Raw genomic sequence first — 18,879 nt, 5'->3', positions numbered from 1 at the left:
CTAGGCTCACCCGCATGGTGCCGTTCCGGCAGTTCCTGCTGAAGATCCACAGCCGGTGCAACCTGGCCTGCGACTACTGCTACATGTACGAGGCCGCGGACCAGGGTTGGCGCGACCGGCCGCGGCGGATGGCGCTGCCGACGGTCCGCCGGACCGCCCGGCGGATCGCCGAGCACGCGGCCGAGCACGGGCTCGACGAGGTCGCCGTGGTGCTGCACGGCGGCGAGCCGCTGCTCGTCGGCGCGGGCCACCTGGACGCCCTGCTGGGGGAGTTGGCCGCGGCCGGGCCGCGGATCCGGTTCAGCCTGCAGACCAACGGGCTGCGGCTGCTGGACGAGCCCGCGCTGCTCGACGTGCTGCACCGGTACCGGGTCGCGGTCGGGGTGTCGCTCGACGGCACCCGGGCCGACCACGACCGGCACCGGCTGCTGCCCTCCGGCCGGGGCAGCTGGGACCGCACGGCCGAGGCGGTGCGGCTGCTCGGCTCGGCCGAGCACCGGGAGCTGTTCGCCGGACTGCTCTGCGTCGTCGACCTGCGGGCCGACCCGGTGGCCACCTACGAGGCGCTGCTGGAGTTCGCGCCGCCCCGGCTCGACCTGCTGCTGCCGCACGCGACCTGGGCCGCCCAGCCGGCCGGGGTGCGGCGGGAGCCGCCCTCCGCGCCGCCCTCCGGTACGGAGCCCGCGCCCTACGGGGAGTGGCTGATCGCGGCCTTCGACCGCTGGTACGGCGCCCCCCGGCGGGAGACCGGCGTGCGGCTGTTCGAGGAACTGGCCGTGCTGCTGCTCGGCGGCCGGGCGGCCAGCGAGGCGGTCGGCCTGGCGCCGGTCGACCTCGTCGTGGTCGAGGCGGACGGCACGATCGAGCAGGCGGACAGCCTCAAGGTGGCCTTCGACGGGGCCGCCGGGACGGGCCTGGACGTCCGGCGGCACGGCTTCACCGAGGCGGCGGCGCACCCGGCGTTCCGGGCCCGTCAGCGGGGGCTCGCCGGGCTCGGCCCGGTCTGCGCCGGCTGCCCGCTGGCCCGGGTCTGCGGCGGGGGGCTCTACGCGCACCGGTACGCGGCCGGGGGCGGCGGCGGTGCGGGCGGGGGCGGCGGCGCGGGCGGTGCGGCAGTGGGCGTCGGAGGGGGTGCGGCAGGGGGCGCCGGCGGGGGCTTCACTCACCCGTCCGTGTACTGCGCGGACCTGGACCGGCTGATCCGCCACATCGCGGGGAGACTGCGGGCGGACCTGGCCGGAGCGGCCGGGGCGAGGGCCCGACGGGCCCAGCGGGCCCAGCGGACCCAGCAGACCTAGCGGAAGGACGACCGGTGGCGGGTACGGACGAGGCGGTGGCGGCCGGAGTGCCGGGCGCGCGCGGGGCGGACGGGCTGCCCCGCCACGGGCTGGACCGGGCGACGTTCCGGGCGATCGCGGCCGCCCGCGGCGGAGCGGAGGCCGTCCGACCGCTGCGTGCCGGGCAGTTGAGCAAGCGGGCACTGCTGCTGCTGGCGCTGCGGCGGGCCGCTCCGGACGACGAGGGCTACCGCGCGGCGTACGGCGAGGTGCGGGAGCTGCAGCGGGCCGACCGGGCGCGGTGGGAGGAGGTGCTGCTGCGGCCCGAGTTGGACGCCTGGGCGGCGGACTGCCTGCGCGGCCTCGCCGCCGGGGAACGCGTTCCGCTGGACGGGCTGGCCGCGTTCCTCCGGGCCGGGTCGGGCCCCGCGCTCGCGCTGGAGTGCGACGGGCTGGGCTGGAGCCCGGTGATCGACCACGCCGGGCCGCGCCGGGTGGACTACGGGCGGCCGCCGGCCGGTCCGCTCGGAGCGGCGGAACTCGCTCTCTGGGAGGATCAGTTGGAACGGGCCTGGCGGATCCTGGTGCGCCGGCACCCCGGGTACGCGCGGGCCGTCGCGGCCTGCGTGGGGGTGATCGTGCCGTTGCGCCCGGCCCCGGGCGGGGCGGCGGTCAGTGCCGCCGCCCGGCGGGCCTACGGCGGGGTGGCGGCCTCGCTGCCGGGCGATCCGGTGCTGCTGGCGCTGGCCCTGGTGCACGAGTTCCTGCACGTCCAACTCGGTGCCCTGCTCGACCTGGTGCCGCTGCACCGGCCCAACGGCGCGGCCGTCTACCACGCCCCCTGGCGGCCCGACCTGCGCCCGGTCGGCGCGCTGCTGCAGGGGACGTACGCCCACCTGGGGGTCGCGGACTTCTGGTGCGCCGAGGCGGGCTCGGGGGAGGGCGACCGGGCCCGGGCGCGGCGGGAGTTCGACTGCTGGCGGGCGCACACCGTCGCGGCCGCGGGTACGCTCCTGGGGAGTGGTGAACTGACGCCCGACGGAACGGAGTTCACGGCCGAGCTGGCGCGGGCGGCGGGTGCCCTGGGGGTCGCCGGCTGAGCCCGGGCGGGCGGCGGGCCCGGGCGGGGCGGCCGCGGTGCCGGCGGCGGGTGTCGCGGCCGCGGTGGTGGCCGTGGGTGGTGGTCGCCCGCCCGGGGCGTGCGCCGGTCGCTCCGCGGCGGCGGTGCGGGGTGGCGGGCCGGCCTGGCGGACGCGCTTCGGCGCGCGCCAGGGCGAAGCGCGCGACCGCTGAACGGGTGAATTTTTGGGGTTGTGGAGGCTCCCGCAGGGCGCGGAGCGGCAGGGGAAGCGAAGTTGAGACCTCGATGCGCCGTCTTCGGGTGCGCCGGAGCCTTATCGTGGTGCCACTCAATCTTGGGTGGTTTCTCTTCCCACCCTCGGCCGTGCCTAACCGTGCATAAGGAAACGAATATGACAGCGGTAACCAGCACCCTGCCGGCCGGCAACCTGACTGACCCTCAGGAAGCCCCGGAGCGCCTCTCCCTCGCTGATCTGGCCGCACTGGGCGCGGAGGAGATTGCCGACCAGCTGCGCCGCGCGCTCCCCGGCGCGGACTCCGGTCTCGTACCGGTCGCGGCCTTCAACTCGTCGATCTGACCTGCTCCGTAGACCCGAACGGGATCCCAGACCGAGCTTCGACCGAACCAGATCCATGACGACGCGAATTCCGCTGCCCCTCACGCAATTCGTGATCAAGATGCACAGCCGGTGCGACCTCGCATGCGACCACTGCTACGTCTACGAGCACGCCGACAGCAGCTGGCGCAGCCGACCCAAGGTCGTCGGTGACGAGATCCTGGCCAAGGCCGCCGAACGCATCGGCGAGCACGCGGCCACCCACCGGCTGCCCGTCGTCCGGGTCGTCCTGCACGGGGGAGAGCCCCTGCTCGCCGGCCCGGAACGGCTCCGCCGTGCCGTCACGACGCTCCGCTCGGCGCTCCCGCCCGGATGCGTCCTCGACGCCCGCATCCACACCAACGGCGTGCTGCTCAGCCGCGCCTTCTGCGACCTGTTCGCCGAGACGGGCGTCAAGGTCGGCATCTCCCTGGACGGCGACAAGGCCGCCAACGACCGCCACCGGCGCTTCGCCGACGGGCGCAGCAGCCACCCGCAGGTCCTGCGGGCCGTCGCGCTGCTGCGCGAACCCGCCTACCGGCACCTCTACGCCGGGCTGCTGTGCACCGTCGACGTGGAGAACGACCCGGTCGCCGTGTACGGCGCGCTGGCCGCACTGGAACCCCCCGCGGTCGACTTCCTGCTCCCGCACGCGACCTGGGACGAGCCGCCGAAACGTCCCGCCGCCCTCGGGGGGACCCCGTACGCCGACTGGCTGCTCGCCGTCCACAGGCTGTGGGAAACCGGCGGCCGGCCCTTCGCCGTGCGCACCTTCGAATCCGTCCACCGCACCCGGCGCGGCCTCTCCAGCCTCACCGAGTCCCTCGGGCTGGAACCCTCCGACCTGGCCGTCCTGGAGACGGACGGGACCTTCGAGCAGGCCGACAGCCTGAAGACCGCCTACGACGGCGCGCCCGCCACCGGCCTCAACGTCTTCGAGCACAGCCTCGACGACCTCGCCCGGCACCCCGGCATCGCCGCCCGCCAGTCCGGCCTCGCCGGGCTCGCCGCACAGTGCCGCGCCTGCCCCGTCGTGCGCTCCTGCGGAGGCGGTCTGTACGCCCACCGCTACCGGAGCGACGATGAGGGGGGCGGCTTCGACCATCCCTCCGTCTACTGCGGGGACCTCATGACCCTGATCAACGGCATCTCGGCCCACGGCGCTCCGGCGGCGGTGCCGGCGCAGAGCGGCGAACCTGTGCTGCCGACCGCGCTCACCCCGCCGCAACTCGACGAACTCGCCCGGGGGTACGGCGGCGCGGACACCGTGCGCGCCCTCACCCGCTCCCAACTCGCCCTCACCCGGGCCATGCTGGCCGCCGCCTGGGACGCCTCCGGGCAGTCCCGGGGCGAGGCGTGGTCCCTGCTCGCCGCCCTCGACACGGCCGCCCCGGCCGCCGTCGACGCCGTCCTCGCCCACCCGTACGCCCGCGCCTGGGCCGCCCGCCGGCTCGCCGGGGACCTCGGCACCGACCTCGGACCGCTCGCCGCCCTCGCCGCGGCCGCCGCCGTGCGGGCCGGCCGCGGGGACTCCGTCGCCGTACCGGTGCGCGACGGGTGGCTGCACCTGCCGACCCTCGGACGGATCGCGCTGCCCGCCGGGGAGGCGGTCGTCACCGGCACGGCCGAGGGCCTCACCGTGCGGGCGGCCGACGGCACGGTGCGCACGGTGCTGGACGAACCGCTGCGGACCGTCCGGCTCGCCGGGGGGTGGACCGTCCGGCTGGAGGACGTCGACCCGCTGCGGGACAGCCACGACCACCCCGTGTCCGGCCGCCTCACCGACGCCGAACTGCTCGACTGGACGGGCGCCCTGCGCGAGGCCTGGGAGCTGCTCGGCCGGGACCTGCCCGGCTACGCGGACGGCGTCCGGGCCGGCCTCGGCACCGTCACCCCGCTGCGCCCCGGCCCGGCCGGACGGGACGTCAGCTCGGCCGCCCGCCAGGCCTTCGGTGCCGTCGCCATCGCCCGGCCCGCCACCGCACCCACCCTCGCCCTGCTGCTCGCCCACGAGTTCCAGCACGTGAAACTCGGCGCCGTCCTCGACGTGCTGGACCTGTTCGACCGCGGCGACGCTACGCTCTACCTCGCCCCCTGGCGGCCCGACCCCCGGCCGCTCGAAGGGCTCTTCCAAGGCACCTACGCCCACCTGGCCGTCACCGAGTACTGGGGAACCCGCGCACTCGCGTACGACGGTCTGCCGGGCGAGGCCGCCGACCGGGCGCGGCGCGAGTTCGCGCTCTGGCGGCGGTACACCGCCGAAGCCGTCGAGCGGCTGGCCGGCTCCGGATCGCTGACCGCGGCCGGCTCGCGGTTCGCCGACGGCATGCGCGAGACCGTCACCCCGTGGCTCGCCGTGCCGCTGCCCGCCGCCGCCGAACGGGCCGCCGACCGCGCCCGGCGGGAACGCGCCGCCACCTGACCACACCAGCCCGCCTCGGGACACCCTCACCCGGGGCCCAACCCCGGGGAACCGTCATCCTGACCGAATCCCGCGCCGGCAGCGTCGCCGCCGCGCTCTCCCGCCGGAAACTCGTCCACGACCTCGTCCGGCTCGGCGTCCGCCCGGGCACGGTGCTGCACGTCCAGGCCTCCCTGCGGGCCCTCGGCCCGGTGGACGGCGGCGCCGACACCGTGGTGGACGCCCTGCTCGACGTGCTCGGCGACCGGGGCACCCTGGTCGCCTACACCGCCACGCCCGAGAACTCCGCCACCTCGCGGATCCACAAGGCCGCCACCGCCGGTCTCTCCCCGGCCGAGGTGACCGCCTACCAGGCCCGGATGCCGCCCTTCGACCCCGACGCCACGCCCTGCTCGACGACCATGGGGGCCCTCTCCGAGACCGTCCGCACCCGCCCGGGCGCGCTGCGCAGCAGCCACCCGCAGACCTCCTGGGCCGCCCTCGGGCGGCACGCCCGCGAGATCACCCACGACCACCCCCTCACCTCCCACCTGGGCCCCGCGTCCCCCCTCGGGCGCCTCTACGACCTGGACGCGCGGGTGCTGATGCTCGGCGTCCCGATGTCCCGCTTCACCGCCTTCCACCTCGCCGACCAGCGGATGCCGGACGTCCCGCTGCGCGAGTACCACTGCGCGGGCCCGGACGGCTGGATCACCTTCAAGGCCCCCGACCTGGACGACCTCCACTTCGGCTCCCTGGGTGAACGTTTCCTCGCGGAGGCCCGGCAGGTCACCACCGGCCGCATCGGCGGCGCCGACTGCCGCCTCGTCCCGGTCCGCGAGGCCGTCGACCTCGCCGAACACCTCCTCCGCCGGCACCGCTAGGCGGCACGCCCGTCCGGGCCTGCCCCCGTCCGCCCGTCCGCCCGTGTGCAGGAAGTCGGTCCGGCCGACTTCCTGCGCGCCCGCGGTCGTCGGGCATGTCCATGTCGTCGGACCGGGCCCCGCCCGCGGGCCCGGCGGGCCCGGGACGTAGGATCCGCGGGGTTGGTCACTCCACGAAGGGTTCGGCGTGAGCGTCAAGCGGGTTGCTGTTGCGGGTGTCGTCGTGGTCGCGCTGGGTGCGGTCGCCGCGTGCGGGGGAGGCGACACGGCGGGGAGTGCGGCGAGCGCCAGTCCGAGCGCGAGCGCGAGCGCGGAGCGGCTGGAGTCGGCGACCGGCGGGACGATCCTGGAGAAGGCGCACAAGGAGTTCGCCCGGGCGAAGTCGGTGAAGATCACCGGGAGTTCGGTGGAAGGGGGCCAGAAGGTCACCTTCACGGCGTCGGCCGCGGCCAACGGCGACTGCGCGGGGACGTTCGACTTCGGGGCGGACGGCAAGGCCGAGATCCTGCGGACCGCGGGACAGACCCTGGTCAAGGAGGACGCCGCACTGCTCGCCAAGCTGGCCGGCGCCGCCGCGGCGGAGCTGGGCAAGGGCCGGTGGATCCGGGCCAAAGCGGGCGACGACCTGTCCGTCGTCGGGTCCTTCTGCGACCTGAAGGGCACTCCGGTGTTCGGCGACGGCGACTGGTACAAGCTGGTCAACTCGGACGGCGCCCAGACGGTGAACGGGCAGAAGACGGTGGCGATCTTCTCGGGCTCGCAGGACGGCGGAAGCTACCGGGGGTACGTCGCCGTGGAGGGCCCGGCGCGACCGGTCCGGGTCGAGTCGATGCGCCTGGAGGGGGCCACGGACGGCGTGACGATGGACTTCTCCGACTACGACGCGCCCGTCACCGTCACGATGCCGCCCGCCGACCAGATCATCGACTTGTCGACGATCAAGAAGTCCTAGCGCGACCGCGGCCGACCGCACGTCGGACCGCCATCGTTTCGGTCATGTCAATTCGTGCGAGTCGTTGTGCTATTCCCCTGGGGCGTCAGTCGTTCCTACACTGAAGCCCCGCGCACGGGGGCTGCGGGAACCAGGTTGCCGACGGGCCCGGGGGAGGCGCGTGTGAACGACCGAGGCTGGGACGAGGACGACGCCCGGCCGTACTTCTTCCTCTCCTACGCGCACACCCCGAAGGCCGGCGCCCGCGGGGCCGGCGACCCGAACCACTGGGTGCGCCAGCTGTACCGGGACCTCTGCGAGGCGGTCCTGCAGCTGACCACGGTGCCGGCCGGGGTGCCCGTCGGCTTCATGGACGAGTCCATGCACCAGGGCGAGTTGTGGGCCGAGCGGCTGGCCGACGAGCTGGCGACCTGCCGGGTCTTCGTGCCGCTGTACTCGCCGCGGTACTTCAACAGCGTCCCGTGCGGCCAGGAGTGGCACGCCTTCACCCGCCGCCCGGTGTACCCGGCGACGATGGACTCGGAGCGCACCAGTGGCATCGTGCCGGTGCTCTGGGCGCCGATGAGCCGCTACCGGCTGCCCGGGGTGGCCGGTGAACTGCAGTTCAACCACGCGAGTTTCGGGCCGGACTACGCCACCGAGGGCCTGTACGCGCTGATGAAGCTCAGCTACTTCCGCTCCGCCTACGAGCTGGCCGTGCACCGGCTGGCCGCGCGGATCGTGCAGGTGGCCGAGGAGACGGTGATCCCGGTCGGGCGGCGCCTCGACTTCAACGGGCTGCCCAGCGCGTTCAACGTCACCGCGCCGACGAAGCAGTTGCGTATCTCGGTGCTCGCCTACCACCAGGGCGAGCTGCCGGCCGACCGCAACCCCGACTTCTACGGCGCCCGGCGCACCGACTGGCACCCGTACCGGCCGGCCGGGTCGCCGATCGCGCAGCACGCGGTGCGGCTGGCGCGGCAGTTGGGGTTCCAGCCGACCGTGCACGAGTTCGACGAGGAGGTCGAGTCGATCATCGGCGGCGACGCCGCCGCACCCGGCCTCCTGCTGCTGGACCGCTGGGCGCTGTGCGACCCGGACCGCCGCGAGCTCGTCCGCCGCTTCGACCGCTCCGACGCCACCTGGGTGAGCGTCCTGGAGCCGTGGAACACCGAGGACCCCGAGTGCGAGGAACGCGGCGGCGAACTCGGCGACCTGAGCGACCAGACGCTGCGCATCACCCGGCGGGCGAGCCGCCCCAGCTTCCTCGGCGTCACCGGCCCGACCGGGCTCAACACCCTGGAGGACTTCGACGACGCACTGCCCCGGGCCGCCATGAAGGCCAAGTACGCCTTCGAGGGGCGCACCCGCGCCGAACCGGAGGACCCGGCGCCGCCCCGGCCCAGCCTGCGGGACGCGTTCCGGCGCGGTCCGGGCGCGGGGCCCGCCGGCCACCCGGACCGCTACGGCCACGACGACCACCCTGACCGTGACGACGGCGATGACCCCGATGACGGGATGGCGCCCGTGGGAGGATTCAGATGAGCGAGAACCGCACCAGGAACCTCCGCGTCGGCGGCCTCACCGCCGCCGAACTGGCCGCGCAGCGCGAGTCCGCGCAACGCGAGGCCCTGCGCCACGGCGGGGAGCAGGACCGCAACGGCCGGATCATCACCTTCTACTCGTACAAGGGCGGCACCGGCCGCACCATGGCGCTCGCCAACACCGCCTGGATCCTGGCGGCGAACGGCTTCCGGGTGCTCACCGTCGACTGGGACCTGGAGGCGCCGGGCCTGGCCAAGTTCTTCCACCCCTTCCTCGACCCGGCCTCGCTCGCGGGCACCACCGGGATGATGGACCTGATCGCCGAGTACCGGGAGGAGGCGCTGCGCCCGGTCGAGCACGCCGAGGGCTGGCACCTGGACTTCGCCCGGGTGCACCCGCACGCGCTGTCGCTGTCCTGGCCGCTGTTCCCGGCCGGCGGCAGCCTGGACTTCCTCTCCGCGGGCCAGTTCAACCGGGACTACTCCGAGGCCGTCACCCACCTGGACTGGGACATCTTCTACGACCGCTTCGACGGCGGGCAGTTCTTCGACGCGCTCAAGGCCGACATGAGCAAGCGCTACGACTACGTGCTGATCGACTCCCGCACCGGCCTGTCCGACATCGCCGAGATCTGCACCGTGCAGATGCCCGACGACCTGGTGGTCTGCTTCACCCTGAGCGACCAGTCCATCGACGGCGCCTCGCGGATCGCCCAGCACATCCACGACCGCTACCGCGAGCGCGGCATCCGCATCCTGCCCGTCCCGATGCGCATCGACGAGGGCGAGAAGGAGAAGGCCGACGCCGGCCGGGCGCTCGCCAGGGTCCGCTTCGACGGCCTGCCGGTCGGCCTGAACGGCGAGGAACTCGCGCAGTACTGGGGCTCGGTGGAGATCCCGTACCGGCCGTTCTACGCCTACGAGGAGATCCTCGCCACCTTCGGCGACCAGACCGGCACCCCCACCTCGATGCTGGCCGCCTGCGAGCGGCTCACCTCGATGATCACCGAGGGCCGGGTCAACTCGCTGCCCTCGCTCGATGAGGAGCTGCGGCTGCGCTACGTGGACGCGTTCACCCGCCGCCGCCCGTCCGTGCCCGCCGACCTCTACCTCTCCTACGTGCCCGAGGACCGGATGTGGGCGGACTGGATCGAGTCCGTGCTCACCCGGGCCGGCTTCCGGGTGCTGCCGCGCGACCTGAGCGCCGGCACCGACCCGCGGGAGGAGACGGAGCGCGGCATCGACGCCGCCTACCGCACGGTCGCCGTGCTCTCGCCCGCCTACCAGCGCTCCCCGCAGGCCCGGGCGCTCTGGGAGTCCGTGGTCAGCTCCGACCCGTCCGGCACCCGCCGCCAGCTCGTCCCGGTCCGGGTCGGCGACGTCCGGCTGACCGCGCCGTTCAGCAACCGCAACCCGGTCGACCTGGTGGGCCGCGACGAGGCTCAGTCCGTGCAGACCCTGCTGCGCGCGCTCGGCCGCGGCGACGTCGCGCTGACCGAGTCCAACGGCGGCGGTCCGCGCTTCCCCGGGAGCAAGCCCGCGGTGTGGGACGTGCCGCCGCGCAACCCCTCCTTCACCGGCCGCGCCGCCGTCCTGGAACAGCTGCGCAACCAGCTGCGCGGCGGCATGGCGGCCGTGCTGCCCACCCCGCAGACCCTGTACGGGCTGGGCGGCGTCGGCAAGACCCAGGTCGCGCTGGAGTACGCGCACCGCTTCATGTCCGACTACGACCTGGTGTGGTGGATCGATGCCGAGCAGACCGAACTCGTCGCCCCCGCGCTGGCCGACCTGGCCCGCCGGCTGGGCCTGCGGGTCGGCGACTCGGTGACCGAGGCCGCCGAGGCCGCCCGGGAGGCGCTGCGGCGCGGCGTCCCGACCCAGCGCTGGCTGCTGATCTTCGACAACGCCGACGAGCCGTCCGAGATCCGCCGCTTCTTCCCCGGCGGCTCCGGCCACATCCTGGTCACCTCCCGCAACCAGGCCTGGAGCGGGCACGCCGAGGCCCTGGAGGTGGACGTCTTCACCCGCGGCGAGAGCGTCGAGCACCTGTGCCGGCGGGCCCGCGGACTGTCCCGCCCGGACGCCGACCGGGTCGCCGAGGCCGTCGGCGACCTGCCGCTCGCCGTCGAGGTCGCGGCCGCCTGGCTGGACACCACCGGCACCCCGGTGGAGACCTACGTCGCCCAGCTGCACGCCGAGGCCGCCCGCGCGCTGGCCGTCGCCCGGCCCGCCGACTACCCGACGCCGGTCGGCGCCACCTGGAACGTGTCGATCGGACGGCTGCGCCAGCAGTCCCCGGCCGCCGTGCGGCTGCTCCAGCTCTGCGCGTTCTTCGCGCCCGAGCCGATCTCGATGAACCTCTTCTACAGCGACCAGATGATCCGGGCGCTGGTGAAGTACGACGCCGACCTCAGCGACAAGTTCATGCTGGGCAAGGTGATCCAGGCGATCGGCCGGTACGCGCTGGCCAAGGTCGACGCCGGCAGCAACAGCTTCCAGGTGCACCGGCTCGTCCAGGCGGTGATCCGCGCCGAGATGACCGACGAGGAGCAGGAGGTCGCCGTCCACGAGGTGCACCGCATCCTCACCGGCGCCCGGCCCGTCCTCGGCGACACCGACGACCCCGCCAACTGGCCCGCCTTCGACGAGATCTGGCCGCACCTGTCGCCGTCCAAGGCGCACAACTGCGACGAGGCCGACACCCGCCAGCTGCTCATCGACCGCGTCCGCTACCTCTGGAAGCGCGGCGAGCTCGACCGTGCCCGCGACCTCGGCCACGCGCTCGACGACGAGTGGACCCGCAAGCTCGGCGAGGACGACCGGCAGACCCTGCTGCTGCGCTTCCAGCTCGCCAACGTGCTGCGTTCCCAGGGCAGTTACGCGGAGGCGCTGGCCCTGGACGAGGCCACCCTGGAACGCCAGCGGGTGCTGCTCGGAGAGCACCACCCCTACACACTGATGACCGCGGGCTCGCTCGGCGCCGACCGCCGCGCGCTCGGCCGGTTCCAGGCCGCGCTCGACCTCGACCGGGAGATCCTCGACCAGTTCCGCGAGCTGTTCGGCGACGACAACCCGCGCACCCTGTCGATGGCGAACAACCTGGCCATCGACTACCGGCTGGTCGGCGAGAGCGAGGCCGCCCGCGAACTCGACCAGGAGACCCTCGACCGGCGCACCGCCGTCCTGGGCCCCAAGCACCCCTACACGCTGATCACCAAGTCCGCCCTGGCCCGGGACCTGCGCGAACTCGGCGACTACCGCGGCTCCGCGGACCTGCTCCAGGAGGTCACCGCGGACTTCGGCGACGGGCTGGACCCGGGCCTGCCCGAGAGCCTGCGCAACGCCAAGTCGCTGGCCGTCTCGCTGCGCCGGATGGGCCAGCTCGCCGAGGCCCGCCGGATCACCAAGGAGACCTACGAGCGCTACCTGGAGCGCTACGGGGCCGACGCGCCGGACGCGCTCGCCTGCGCGCTCAACCTGGCCGCCGACCACAGCGCCTCCGGCGACAAGGAGGCCGCCCGGGACCTCTGCGCCACCGTGTTCGAGGGCCACCGGCGGCTGTTCGGCGACGAGCACCCGTTCACCCTGGCCTGCGCCAACAACCTCGGCATCTACCTGCGCGGCAGCGGCGACATCCAGGGCGCCATCGAGCGCGGCCTGGCCACCGTCCGGGGCCTGACCGACTCGGTCGGGCCGGAGCACCCGTACACCCTCAACGCGATGATCAACCTGGCGAACGCCTACGGCGACGACGGCCAGATCGGCCTCGCCGAGGAGCTCGGCCGGGCCGCCTACCAGGGCCTCTGCGACCGCTACACGCCCCGGCACCCGGACGCCGTCGCCTGCGAGGCCAACCTGGCGATCACCCTGCGCGCGGCCAACCGGCACACCCAGGCGGCCGAACTGCGGGCCCGCGCGATCGCCGAACTGATCCGGCAGTTCGGCGAGGAACACCCCAACACGGTGTCCGCCCGGGGCTGGAAGCGGATCAACCGCGACCTGGAACCGCAGCCGGTGTGACCGGCCCGGCACCGGGGGCCGGGTACGCTGCCGACCCATGGAGCAGCTCCCGCCCCCGGTCCTGGTCACCCGCCGCCTCGCGCCCGGGGTGATCGAACGGCTCACCGCGCACCACGCCGTCACCTGCCACGACTCCGACGAGGCGATGGACCGGGCCGGGCTGCTGGCCGCCGTCCGCGGCCGGCGGGCCGTGCTCACCACTCTCGACGACCGGGTGGACGGCGAGTTCCTGGACGCCGCCGGGCCGTCCCTCGCCATCGTGGCCAACCACGCGGTGGGGTACCACAACATCGACCTGGCCGCCTGCGCCGAACGCGGCGTCCTGGTCTCCCACACCCCCGGGGTGCTCACCACCGCCACCGCCGACATGGCCTGGGCGCTGCTGCTGGCCGCCACCCGCAGGCTCGGCGAGGGCGAGCGCCTGCTGCGCTCCGGCAGCCCCTGGACCTGGGCGCCGAACTTCCTGCTCGGCATGGAACTGGCCGGCACCCCGCTCGGCGTGCTCGGCATGGGCCGGATCGGGCAGGCGGTGGCCCGCCGGGCCCGCGCCTTCGACATGCCCGTCAGCTACCACAACCGCCGCGAACTCCCGCCCGAGCAGGCCGACGGCGCCGCCTGGCTGCCGCTCGAGGAGCTGCTCGCCGCCTCCACCGTGCTGGTCGTCACCGCCCCGCTCAGCGCCGCCACCCGACACCTCCTGGACGCCCGCCGGCTCGCCCTGCTGCCGCGCGGCGCCGTGGTGGTCAGCATGACCGCCGGGGTGGTGGACGAGGAGGCGCTCGCCGCCGCGCTGGAGTCCGGGGCGCTGTTCGCCGCGGCCGTGGACAACTTCGAGCACGAGCCGGCCGTCCCGTCCGCGCTGCTCGCCCAGGAGCGCGCGGTGCTCGCACCCCACCTGGGCAGCGCCACGGTCCGCACCCGGCAGGCGATGGGCGGCCTGGCGGTGGACAACGTGCTCGCCGTCCTCGGCGGGGGAGCGCCGGTCACCCCGGTGCCGGCCTGACGGGTGCCCGGCCCGGCGGGCACGGTCCCTGGCGGGCACGGGCCCCCGGCGGGCGCGGCCCCGACCGGGTCGGGGATCAGCCGGCCGCCCAGGCCAGGGCGGTGGTGAGCACCCGGAACGCCCCGAAGTGCGCGGCGCCGGGCTCCAGGAAGAGCTCGGCGCCCGGGATGTGGTCGGCCAGCCAGCGGGAGTGCTCGACCGGCGAGAACTGGTCGTCGGCGCCGTGCCACAGCCAGGCCGGCACCGCGACGTCCTCGACCTTGAACCCCCAGTCGGCGGTGAAGGCCAGCACGTCGTCGATCCAGCCGTCGGCGCCGTGCCGGAACGCCTCCCGGTAGTTGCTCTCCAGCATCCGCCGCAGCCCGCTGTCGGCCACCACCTCCCGGTCGGCGGGCGACAGTTCGGGCCGCAGGCCGTTCAGCAGCCGCACCGGGTCGTCCTTGATCTGGCGGGAGCGGAACTCCATCGCGTCGGCGATCCGGCCGTGCCCGCGCTCGGCCTCCTGGTAGGCGTGCACGTTGGACGGGGTCATCCCCGCGTACCAGTCCAGGCCGGCCGCGTTGTGCGGGGCCAGCCCGACCAGCACCGCCACCCGGCTGACCCGCTCCGGCAGCAGCGCCGCGCAGGCCAGCGCGTGGGGTCCGCCACCGGAGCGGCCGAGCACCGCGAAGCCGTCCAGGCCCAGGTCGTCCGCGATGGTCCGCACGTCGGCCGCCGCGGCGCTCACCCGGCGGCCGAACAGCCGGGTGGAGTCGCCGTAGCCGGGCCGGTCGTAGGAGATCAGCCGGACGCCCAGCCGGTACAGCACGGTGCTGCGCGGGTGCGGCCCGACCCGGCTGCCGGGCATGCCGTGCAGCAGGAAGACCGGACGCCCGCGGGGGTCGCCCAGCGACTCCACGGCGAGCGCGCGGCCGTCCGCCGCCTTGACCATCCGTAACGACACCTGCGGCCTCCTCAGTGGTCCCGGTCGGTGGTGGTGCGGATCTCCCGGCGGGCTTGCCAGGTGGTGTGCTCGCGGGACACCGCGTCCTCGGCGTCCCGGGCCAGCCTGGCCCAGAGCTCCTCGGCGTCGTCCGAGGCCACGTCCAGCGCGGCCAGTTGGCGCCGGATCAGGTCCAGCTCGTCGGCGGCCAGCCCGTAGGCGGCGGCGAGCGGGCGGTACTGGCGCAGCTGGGCCCACGCGGTCACCGAGGCGGCCACCGCCGAGACCGTGCCCAGCGCGTCGTAGCCGAACGCGCCGAGCGCCCGCAGCACCGCGAGCACCAGCCCGAGCGCCGGGAGCACCACGCCCAGCACCCCGGCCACGTCGCCCGCCCGCGCGCAGTACCGGGCCTTGGCGCGGTACCAGTCGTGCTGGACCTGGATCCGCTCCCGCAGGTACACCTCGCGGCGCACCGCCAGCGGCTGCTCGCGCAGCCCGCGCATCGCCGCCGTGATGCCGGCCGGTCCGCCGGGGTCGGCGGGGTCGGCGGGGTCCGGGGGGTCGACGGGGTCCGGGGGCCGCTCCGCCGTCGCGACGGCGACCGGGCCGCCCCGGAAGGCGCCCAGCACCCGGTCGAGCTGGAAGCGGTAGAGGCCCTCGGCGTCCGGCAGGCTGCGCGGCGGCGGCTGGAAGGCGTCCGCCCGGACGGCGAACTTCCAGGCCAGCGTCTTGACCGACTCGGCGGCGGCCCGGCCCTCGTACCAGAGGCCCTGCGGGTTCTGCCGGCTGATCACCACCGCGAGGACGATCGCCCCCAGGTAGGCGACGGCCGCCGGCCAAGCCCACGGGGCGCCGTCGGCCGACCCGGTCGCGGCGGCGGCGACCAGCAGGAGCAGCTCCCAGGCGGAGAGCAGCACCGAGCGGCGCTGGCCGCGCAGCGAGGCCGCGTCGGCGGTCCAGAAGAACTCCGGCAGCAGCTCCCGCTCGCGCACCCGCCCCGCCCGTTCCGCCCCAGACGCCATGCTCGGCCCCCACCCGTCGCTCCGGTCGCACCGCTGTCCTGCCCCGGGCGGCTTCCCGGTACGCCTGGCCCGGTCCGGGGCGGCCCGCAATGGCCGGGAAGCCCCGGTGGTTGTCCGGGCCGGGTGCGTCCGGTGGCCGGACGGACACTCCGTGTCGCGGGGGGTGCCGGTGGCGTCGGCAGGTGTACGGCCGGCGGTCAGTAGGTGTAGAGGATCCGGTCGGCGTTGTCGGCCATCTGCTTGGCGTTCCACTCGGTGCCGCCCGGGACGTTCCCGGACCGGAACAGCGGCGGGGCGGCGGCGGTGCCGGCGGCCGCCGCGTCGGCCAGCCGGCCGACCGCGGAGGCGACCACGGCCTGCATCAGCGCGCTGGTCACGATGGTGGAGACCGGGCCGAAGGTGGTCTCGGCGGCCGGGTGGGTCAGCTCGCCGTCGCCGACCGCGATCTTGTTGTCCAGCACCACGTCGCAGTGGTCCTTGAGGTAGCTGCCGGACGGGTGCGCCGAGGGCACCTCGCCCGGGTAGGCGAGCGAGGTCACCCCGACCACCTTGAGGCCGCGCTCCCGGGCGTACCGGGCCAGCTCGACCGGCATCACCTGGCGGCCGGACAACGAGATCACGAACAGCAGGTCGCCGCCGGTGGCCGGGGTCAGGTCCAGCGTGGTGGTGGCCAGGCCGGAGACCCGCTCCAGCGCGCTGGACAGCGGCGCGGGCATCACCGTCACCCCGGCCATCCCCGGGACGTTCAGCAGGTTCACCGGGACCAGCCCGCCGGCCCGGTACACCACGTCCTGGGCGGCCAGCGCGGAGTGCCCGGCACCGAAGGTGAACACCCGGCGGCCCTCGGCGATCGCCTCCGCGAGCAGCTCCGCGGCGGCCTCGATGGCCTCGGCCTCCTCCTCGCGGACCCGCTGGAGGTGGGCGATCGCGGCGTCGAAGTACCGGCCGACCAGGTCGTTCATCTGTTGCCTCCGCTCTCTGCCGGTGGGGGAGCCGGCCGGGTGGGACGGCCGGAGTGGTCCGCACCGCCAGTGGAGAAAGCTACGGCGAGCACCGTGGCGCCCCGGCGGCACCGCTGTCAACAGGAACGAAACCGCTCACCGGAGCCCCCGTGCGGGCCCGGTTGTCGGTCCGGTAGGTCAGAATTGGCGGTGAGGACACCGAAGAACGGAGCCAGCGGCGATGTCTGGGCTGATCGACACCACTGAGATGTACCTTCGCACCATCCTGGAACTGGAGGAAGAGGGCATCGTCCCGATGCGTGCCCGGATCGCCGAGCGACTGGAGCAGAGCGGCCCGACGGTCAGCCAGACGGTCGGCCGGATGGAGCGGGACGGGCTGCTCCAGGTCGCCGGGGACCGCCACCTCGAACTCACCGAGGACGGCCGCCGGCTCGCCGTGCGCGTGATGCGCAAGCACCGGATCGCCGAGTGCCTGCTCGTCGACGTGATCGGCCTGGAGTGGGAGCAGGTGCACGAGGAGGCCTGCCGCTGGGAGCACGTGATGAGCGAGACGGTCGAGCGCAAGGTGCTCGCCATGCTCGGCCACCCGACCCAGTCCCCGTACGGCAACCCGATCCCGGGCCTGGACGAGCTGGGCGACGCCAAGGCCGAGGGCGAGGGCTTCGACGCGGCGCTCGTCCCGCTGGACACCGTCCGCCCGGGCGACGAGGGTGCCAGCGTCGTGGTCCGCCGGATCGGCGAGCCGATCCAGACGGACGGCGAGCTGATGCGCACGCTGCGCCGGGCCGGGGTCCGGCCGGGCTCCACCGTGCAGGTCAGCGCCGGCGTCGGCGGGGTGCTCGTCGGCACCGGCGAGCACGCGGCCGAGATCGGCAAGGACATCGCCCAGCACGTGTTCGTCGCCCAGGCCTGAGGCGCCCCCCAGGACGCCCGCCGGTCTCCCGGCCGGAGCGCCGGCCGGAGCGCGCCGAACGGCGCCGGGCACAACGAGAGGGCCCGCTGCTCCCCGTGCAGCGGGCCCTCTCGCCCTCCCCGTCCCTCCCGTCCCCTCCGCTCCCTCCCGTCCCCTCCACCGCCCCGCCCGGCTTCCCCGTCCGAGCGCTCCCTCCGGCGTCCCCTCGCACCGCAAATCCTCCCCTCGGCCGATCATGGCAATCCTTGAGCGTTGTCACTCGTCCGAGGGGCTTTCGCCGTTGACCAGCGGGTAGACCGAGGCCTTATCCGCCCCTGCGTGTGACGGGCCCCGTCTCCGGTGGGAGACGGGGCCCGTCAGTCGCGCGCAGGGTGTCGCGCGTCGCGCGCCCTCACCCGATAGGCGTAGGGCCGCCGTTCCGCGGGCGGTGGACCGCCGCGTCCGTCCGGCGTACCGCCGCCGCGCCCGACCGGCGCGGCGGCCCGGTGCACCGGGGCTCCGAACCGGCTCAGCGCACCGCCGCCGGCTGGGCGGGCTGGGGCCTGGCGGCGGCCGGCGCCTCGCGCCCGCAGGCGTAGGCGAGCGGGCTGATCAGCTCGGCGGCGTCCGGCAGCCAGCGGTTGAGCGCCGAGGGCGAGCGGGCCCACTGCGCGTAGCCGGTGCCCCCGATCCGGGACGGCGGGGCGACCGTCCAGTCCCCCTCGCCGCGGGCGACCAGGTCCAGCCGCCCGGGCGGCCAGCCGAGCTTGCGGAGCATCTCCGGCAGCTTGGCCGCGACCCCGGGCAGTACCAGGAAGTGCAGCCGCCGACCGATCCGGCCGGGCGCGGCGGGCAGCACCGCCACCGGGCCCAGCTGCAGGTCCATCCGCTCCATCCGCGCCAGTGCCAGGCACCCGGCCGTCTCCGGGACGTCCAGGACGTCGAAGGACCGGCCGGTGGGCAGCAGGATCGAGGCCTGCGGCCGCTCGGTCCACCAGCGCCGCACCGCGCCGGGCCCCGCGCTCGCCTTGCGGGCCCAGTCCGCGTCCAGCGGGTGGGCCCCCGGCAGCGGGCAGCGCGGGTCGCCGCAGGAGCAGCGGGCGGGCCCGTCGCCGTCGATCAGCCAGGCACCCGGGGCCACCTCCCAGTGGCGGGTCTCGGCGTAGCCGACGGCTTCGATGAGCAGCGGGGGCAGTCCGGCGTTCTTGCCCTGGTCGGGGGAGTCGGGGATGTCTTCCACGCGCTGCTCAACTACCGTGTGTGAGGCTGGTTACGGCCCGGTGCCAGCCGGTTGGGCGCATCCCGGCAATGTCACCCGATCCGGTTACCCGACCGAGTTGGGGCG

Annotated in this window: 14 protein-coding genes; 10 read left to right on the top strand and 4 right to left on the bottom strand. The window is 75.0% G+C overall.

Translation table 11 applies throughout. The features are described from left to right. The first annotated feature begins 14 nt into the window (after positions 1-14). The 9 genes from ACIA8Q_RS07480 (at position 15) to ACIA8Q_RS07440 (ending at position 13,736) form a co-directional block, all read left to right on the top strand. Positions 15-1,298: an FxsB family cyclophane-forming radical SAM/SPASM peptide maturase gene (locus ACIA8Q_RS07480; protein WP_360212550.1), complete on the top strand. Its 1,284-nt coding sequence runs from the start codon at positions 15-17 to the stop codon at positions 1,296-1,298. A gap of 14 nt (positions 1,299-1,312) precedes the next feature. Further along, complete coding sequence (locus tag ACIA8Q_RS07475; RefSeq protein WP_360212548.1) at positions 1,313-2,377, top strand: aKG-HExxH-type peptide beta-hydroxylase; 1,065 nt, start codon at positions 1,313-1,315, stop codon at positions 2,375-2,377. 372 nt (positions 2,378-2,749) lie between these two features. Further along, positions 2,750-2,935 (top strand): FxSxx-COOH cyclophane-containing RiPP peptide, encoded by a 186-nt coding sequence (gene fxsA, locus ACIA8Q_RS07470; RefSeq protein WP_360212546.1) that lies wholly within the window; start codon positions 2,750-2,752, stop codon positions 2,933-2,935. Between the two features lie 91 nt (positions 2,936-3,026). After that, positions 3,027-5,375, top strand: coding sequence for an FxsB family cyclophane-forming radical SAM/SPASM peptide maturase (locus ACIA8Q_RS07465; protein ID WP_396316881.1), 2,349 nt, complete (start codon positions 3,027-3,029; stop codon positions 5,373-5,375). Positions 5,376-5,527: 152 nt separating this feature from the next. Next, positions 5,528-6,238, top strand: coding sequence for an AAC(3) family N-acetyltransferase (locus ACIA8Q_RS07460; protein ID WP_360212542.1), 711 nt, complete (start codon positions 5,528-5,530; stop codon positions 6,236-6,238). A gap of 187 nt (positions 6,239-6,425) precedes the next feature. Then, a complete protein-coding gene (locus ACIA8Q_RS07455; RefSeq protein WP_387900833.1) occupies positions 6,426-7,190 on the top strand; it encodes a hypothetical protein in 765 nt (254 codons plus the stop codon). 162 nt (positions 7,191-7,352) lie between these two features. Then, complete coding sequence (locus ACIA8Q_RS07450; RefSeq protein ID WP_360212538.1) at positions 7,353-8,714, top strand: TIR-like protein FxsC; 1,362 nt, start codon at positions 7,353-7,355, stop codon at positions 8,712-8,714. Further along, the gene (fxsT, locus tag ACIA8Q_RS07445) at positions 8,711-12,733 is read left to right on the top strand and encodes an FxSxx-COOH system tetratricopeptide repeat protein (RefSeq protein ID WP_387900834.1); all 4,023 of its coding nucleotides are present in this window, start codon (positions 8,711-8,713) and stop codon (positions 12,731-12,733) included. The genes ACIA8Q_RS07450 and fxsT overlap by 4 nt, the downstream gene beginning before the upstream one ends. Before the next feature lie 37 nt (positions 12,734-12,770). Next, entirely contained in the window at positions 12,771-13,736 is a 966-nt protein-coding gene (locus tag ACIA8Q_RS07440) for a D-glycerate dehydrogenase (RefSeq protein ID WP_360212536.1), read from the top strand. 76 nt (positions 13,737-13,812) lie between these two features. Here the strand turns inward: ACIA8Q_RS07440 and ACIA8Q_RS07435 are convergent, their stop codons facing one another. The 3 genes from ACIA8Q_RS07435 to ACIA8Q_RS07425 all read right to left on the bottom strand — a co-directional run bounded on the left by ACIA8Q_RS07435 (position 13,813) and on the right by ACIA8Q_RS07425 (position 16,642). Beyond that, on the bottom strand, positions 13,813-14,667 hold the full coding sequence (locus ACIA8Q_RS07435; protein WP_360212656.1) for an alpha/beta hydrolase: 855 nt from the start codon (positions 14,665-14,667) through the stop codon (positions 13,813-13,815). A 23-nt stretch (positions 14,668-14,690) separates the two neighbouring features. Next, complete coding sequence (locus tag ACIA8Q_RS07430) at positions 14,691-15,680, bottom strand: DUF4231 domain-containing protein (RefSeq protein ID WP_360212534.1); 990 nt, start codon at positions 15,678-15,680, stop codon at positions 14,691-14,693. A 197-nt stretch (positions 15,681-15,877) separates the two neighbouring features. Further along, positions 15,878-16,642 (bottom strand): sugar isomerase domain-containing protein, encoded by a 765-nt coding sequence (locus ACIA8Q_RS07425; protein ID WP_360212532.1) that lies wholly within the window; start codon positions 16,640-16,642, stop codon positions 15,878-15,880. Between the two features lie 220 nt (positions 16,643-16,862). Here ACIA8Q_RS07425 and ACIA8Q_RS07420 point away from each other — a divergent pair, with 220 nt between their 5' ends. Beyond that, positions 16,863-17,555 (top strand): metal-dependent transcriptional regulator, encoded by a 693-nt coding sequence (locus tag ACIA8Q_RS07420; protein ID WP_360212530.1) that lies wholly within the window; start codon positions 16,863-16,865, stop codon positions 17,553-17,555. Positions 17,556-18,063: 508 nt separating this feature from the next. Here ACIA8Q_RS07420 and ACIA8Q_RS07415 read toward each other — a convergent pair. After that, positions 18,064-18,774 carry a bifunctional DNA primase/polymerase gene (locus ACIA8Q_RS07415; RefSeq protein WP_387900838.1) on the bottom strand — a complete coding sequence of 237 codons (711 nt, stop codon included), beginning with the start codon at positions 18,772-18,774 and terminating at the stop codon, positions 18,064-18,066. Between the last annotated feature and the right edge of the window lie 105 nt (positions 18,775-18,879).

Origin of the sequence: Kitasatospora sp. NPDC051705 (assembly GCF_044453265.1) — a bacterium.
GTDB lineage: Bacteria > Actinomycetota > Actinomycetes > Streptomycetales > Streptomycetaceae > Kitasatospora.
The sequence above is the reverse complement of the archived record's forward strand: the minus strand, read 5'-3'. Positions and strand labels throughout refer to the sequence as shown.

Coding starts and splice junctions, on each gene's coding strand:
- ACIA8Q_RS07480 (WP_360212550.1), top strand. CDS start 15: ATGGTGCCGTTCCGGCAGTTCCTGCTGAAGATCCACAGCCGGTGCAAC.
- fxsA (WP_360212546.1), top strand. CDS start 2,750: ATGACAGCGGTAACCAGCACCCTGCCGGCCGGCAACCTGACTGACCCT.
- fxsT (WP_387900834.1), top strand. CDS start 8,711: ATGAGCGAGAACCGCACCAGGAACCTCCGCGTCGGCGGCCTCACCGCC.
- ACIA8Q_RS07440 (WP_360212536.1), top strand. CDS start 12,771: ATGGAGCAGCTCCCGCCCCCGGTCCTGGTCACCCGCCGCCTCGCGCCC.
- ACIA8Q_RS07435 (WP_360212656.1), bottom strand. CDS start 14,667: ATGGTCAAGGCGGCGGACGGCCGCGCGCTCGCCGTGGAGTCGCTGGGC.
- ACIA8Q_RS07430 (WP_360212534.1), bottom strand. CDS start 15,680: ATGGCGTCTGGGGCGGAACGGGCGGGGCGGGTGCGCGAGCGGGAGCTG.
- ACIA8Q_RS07425 (WP_360212532.1), bottom strand. CDS start 16,642: ATGAACGACCTGGTCGGCCGGTACTTCGACGCCGCGATCGCCCACCTC.
- ACIA8Q_RS07420 (WP_360212530.1), top strand. CDS start 16,863: ATGTCTGGGCTGATCGACACCACTGAGATGTACCTTCGCACCATCCTG.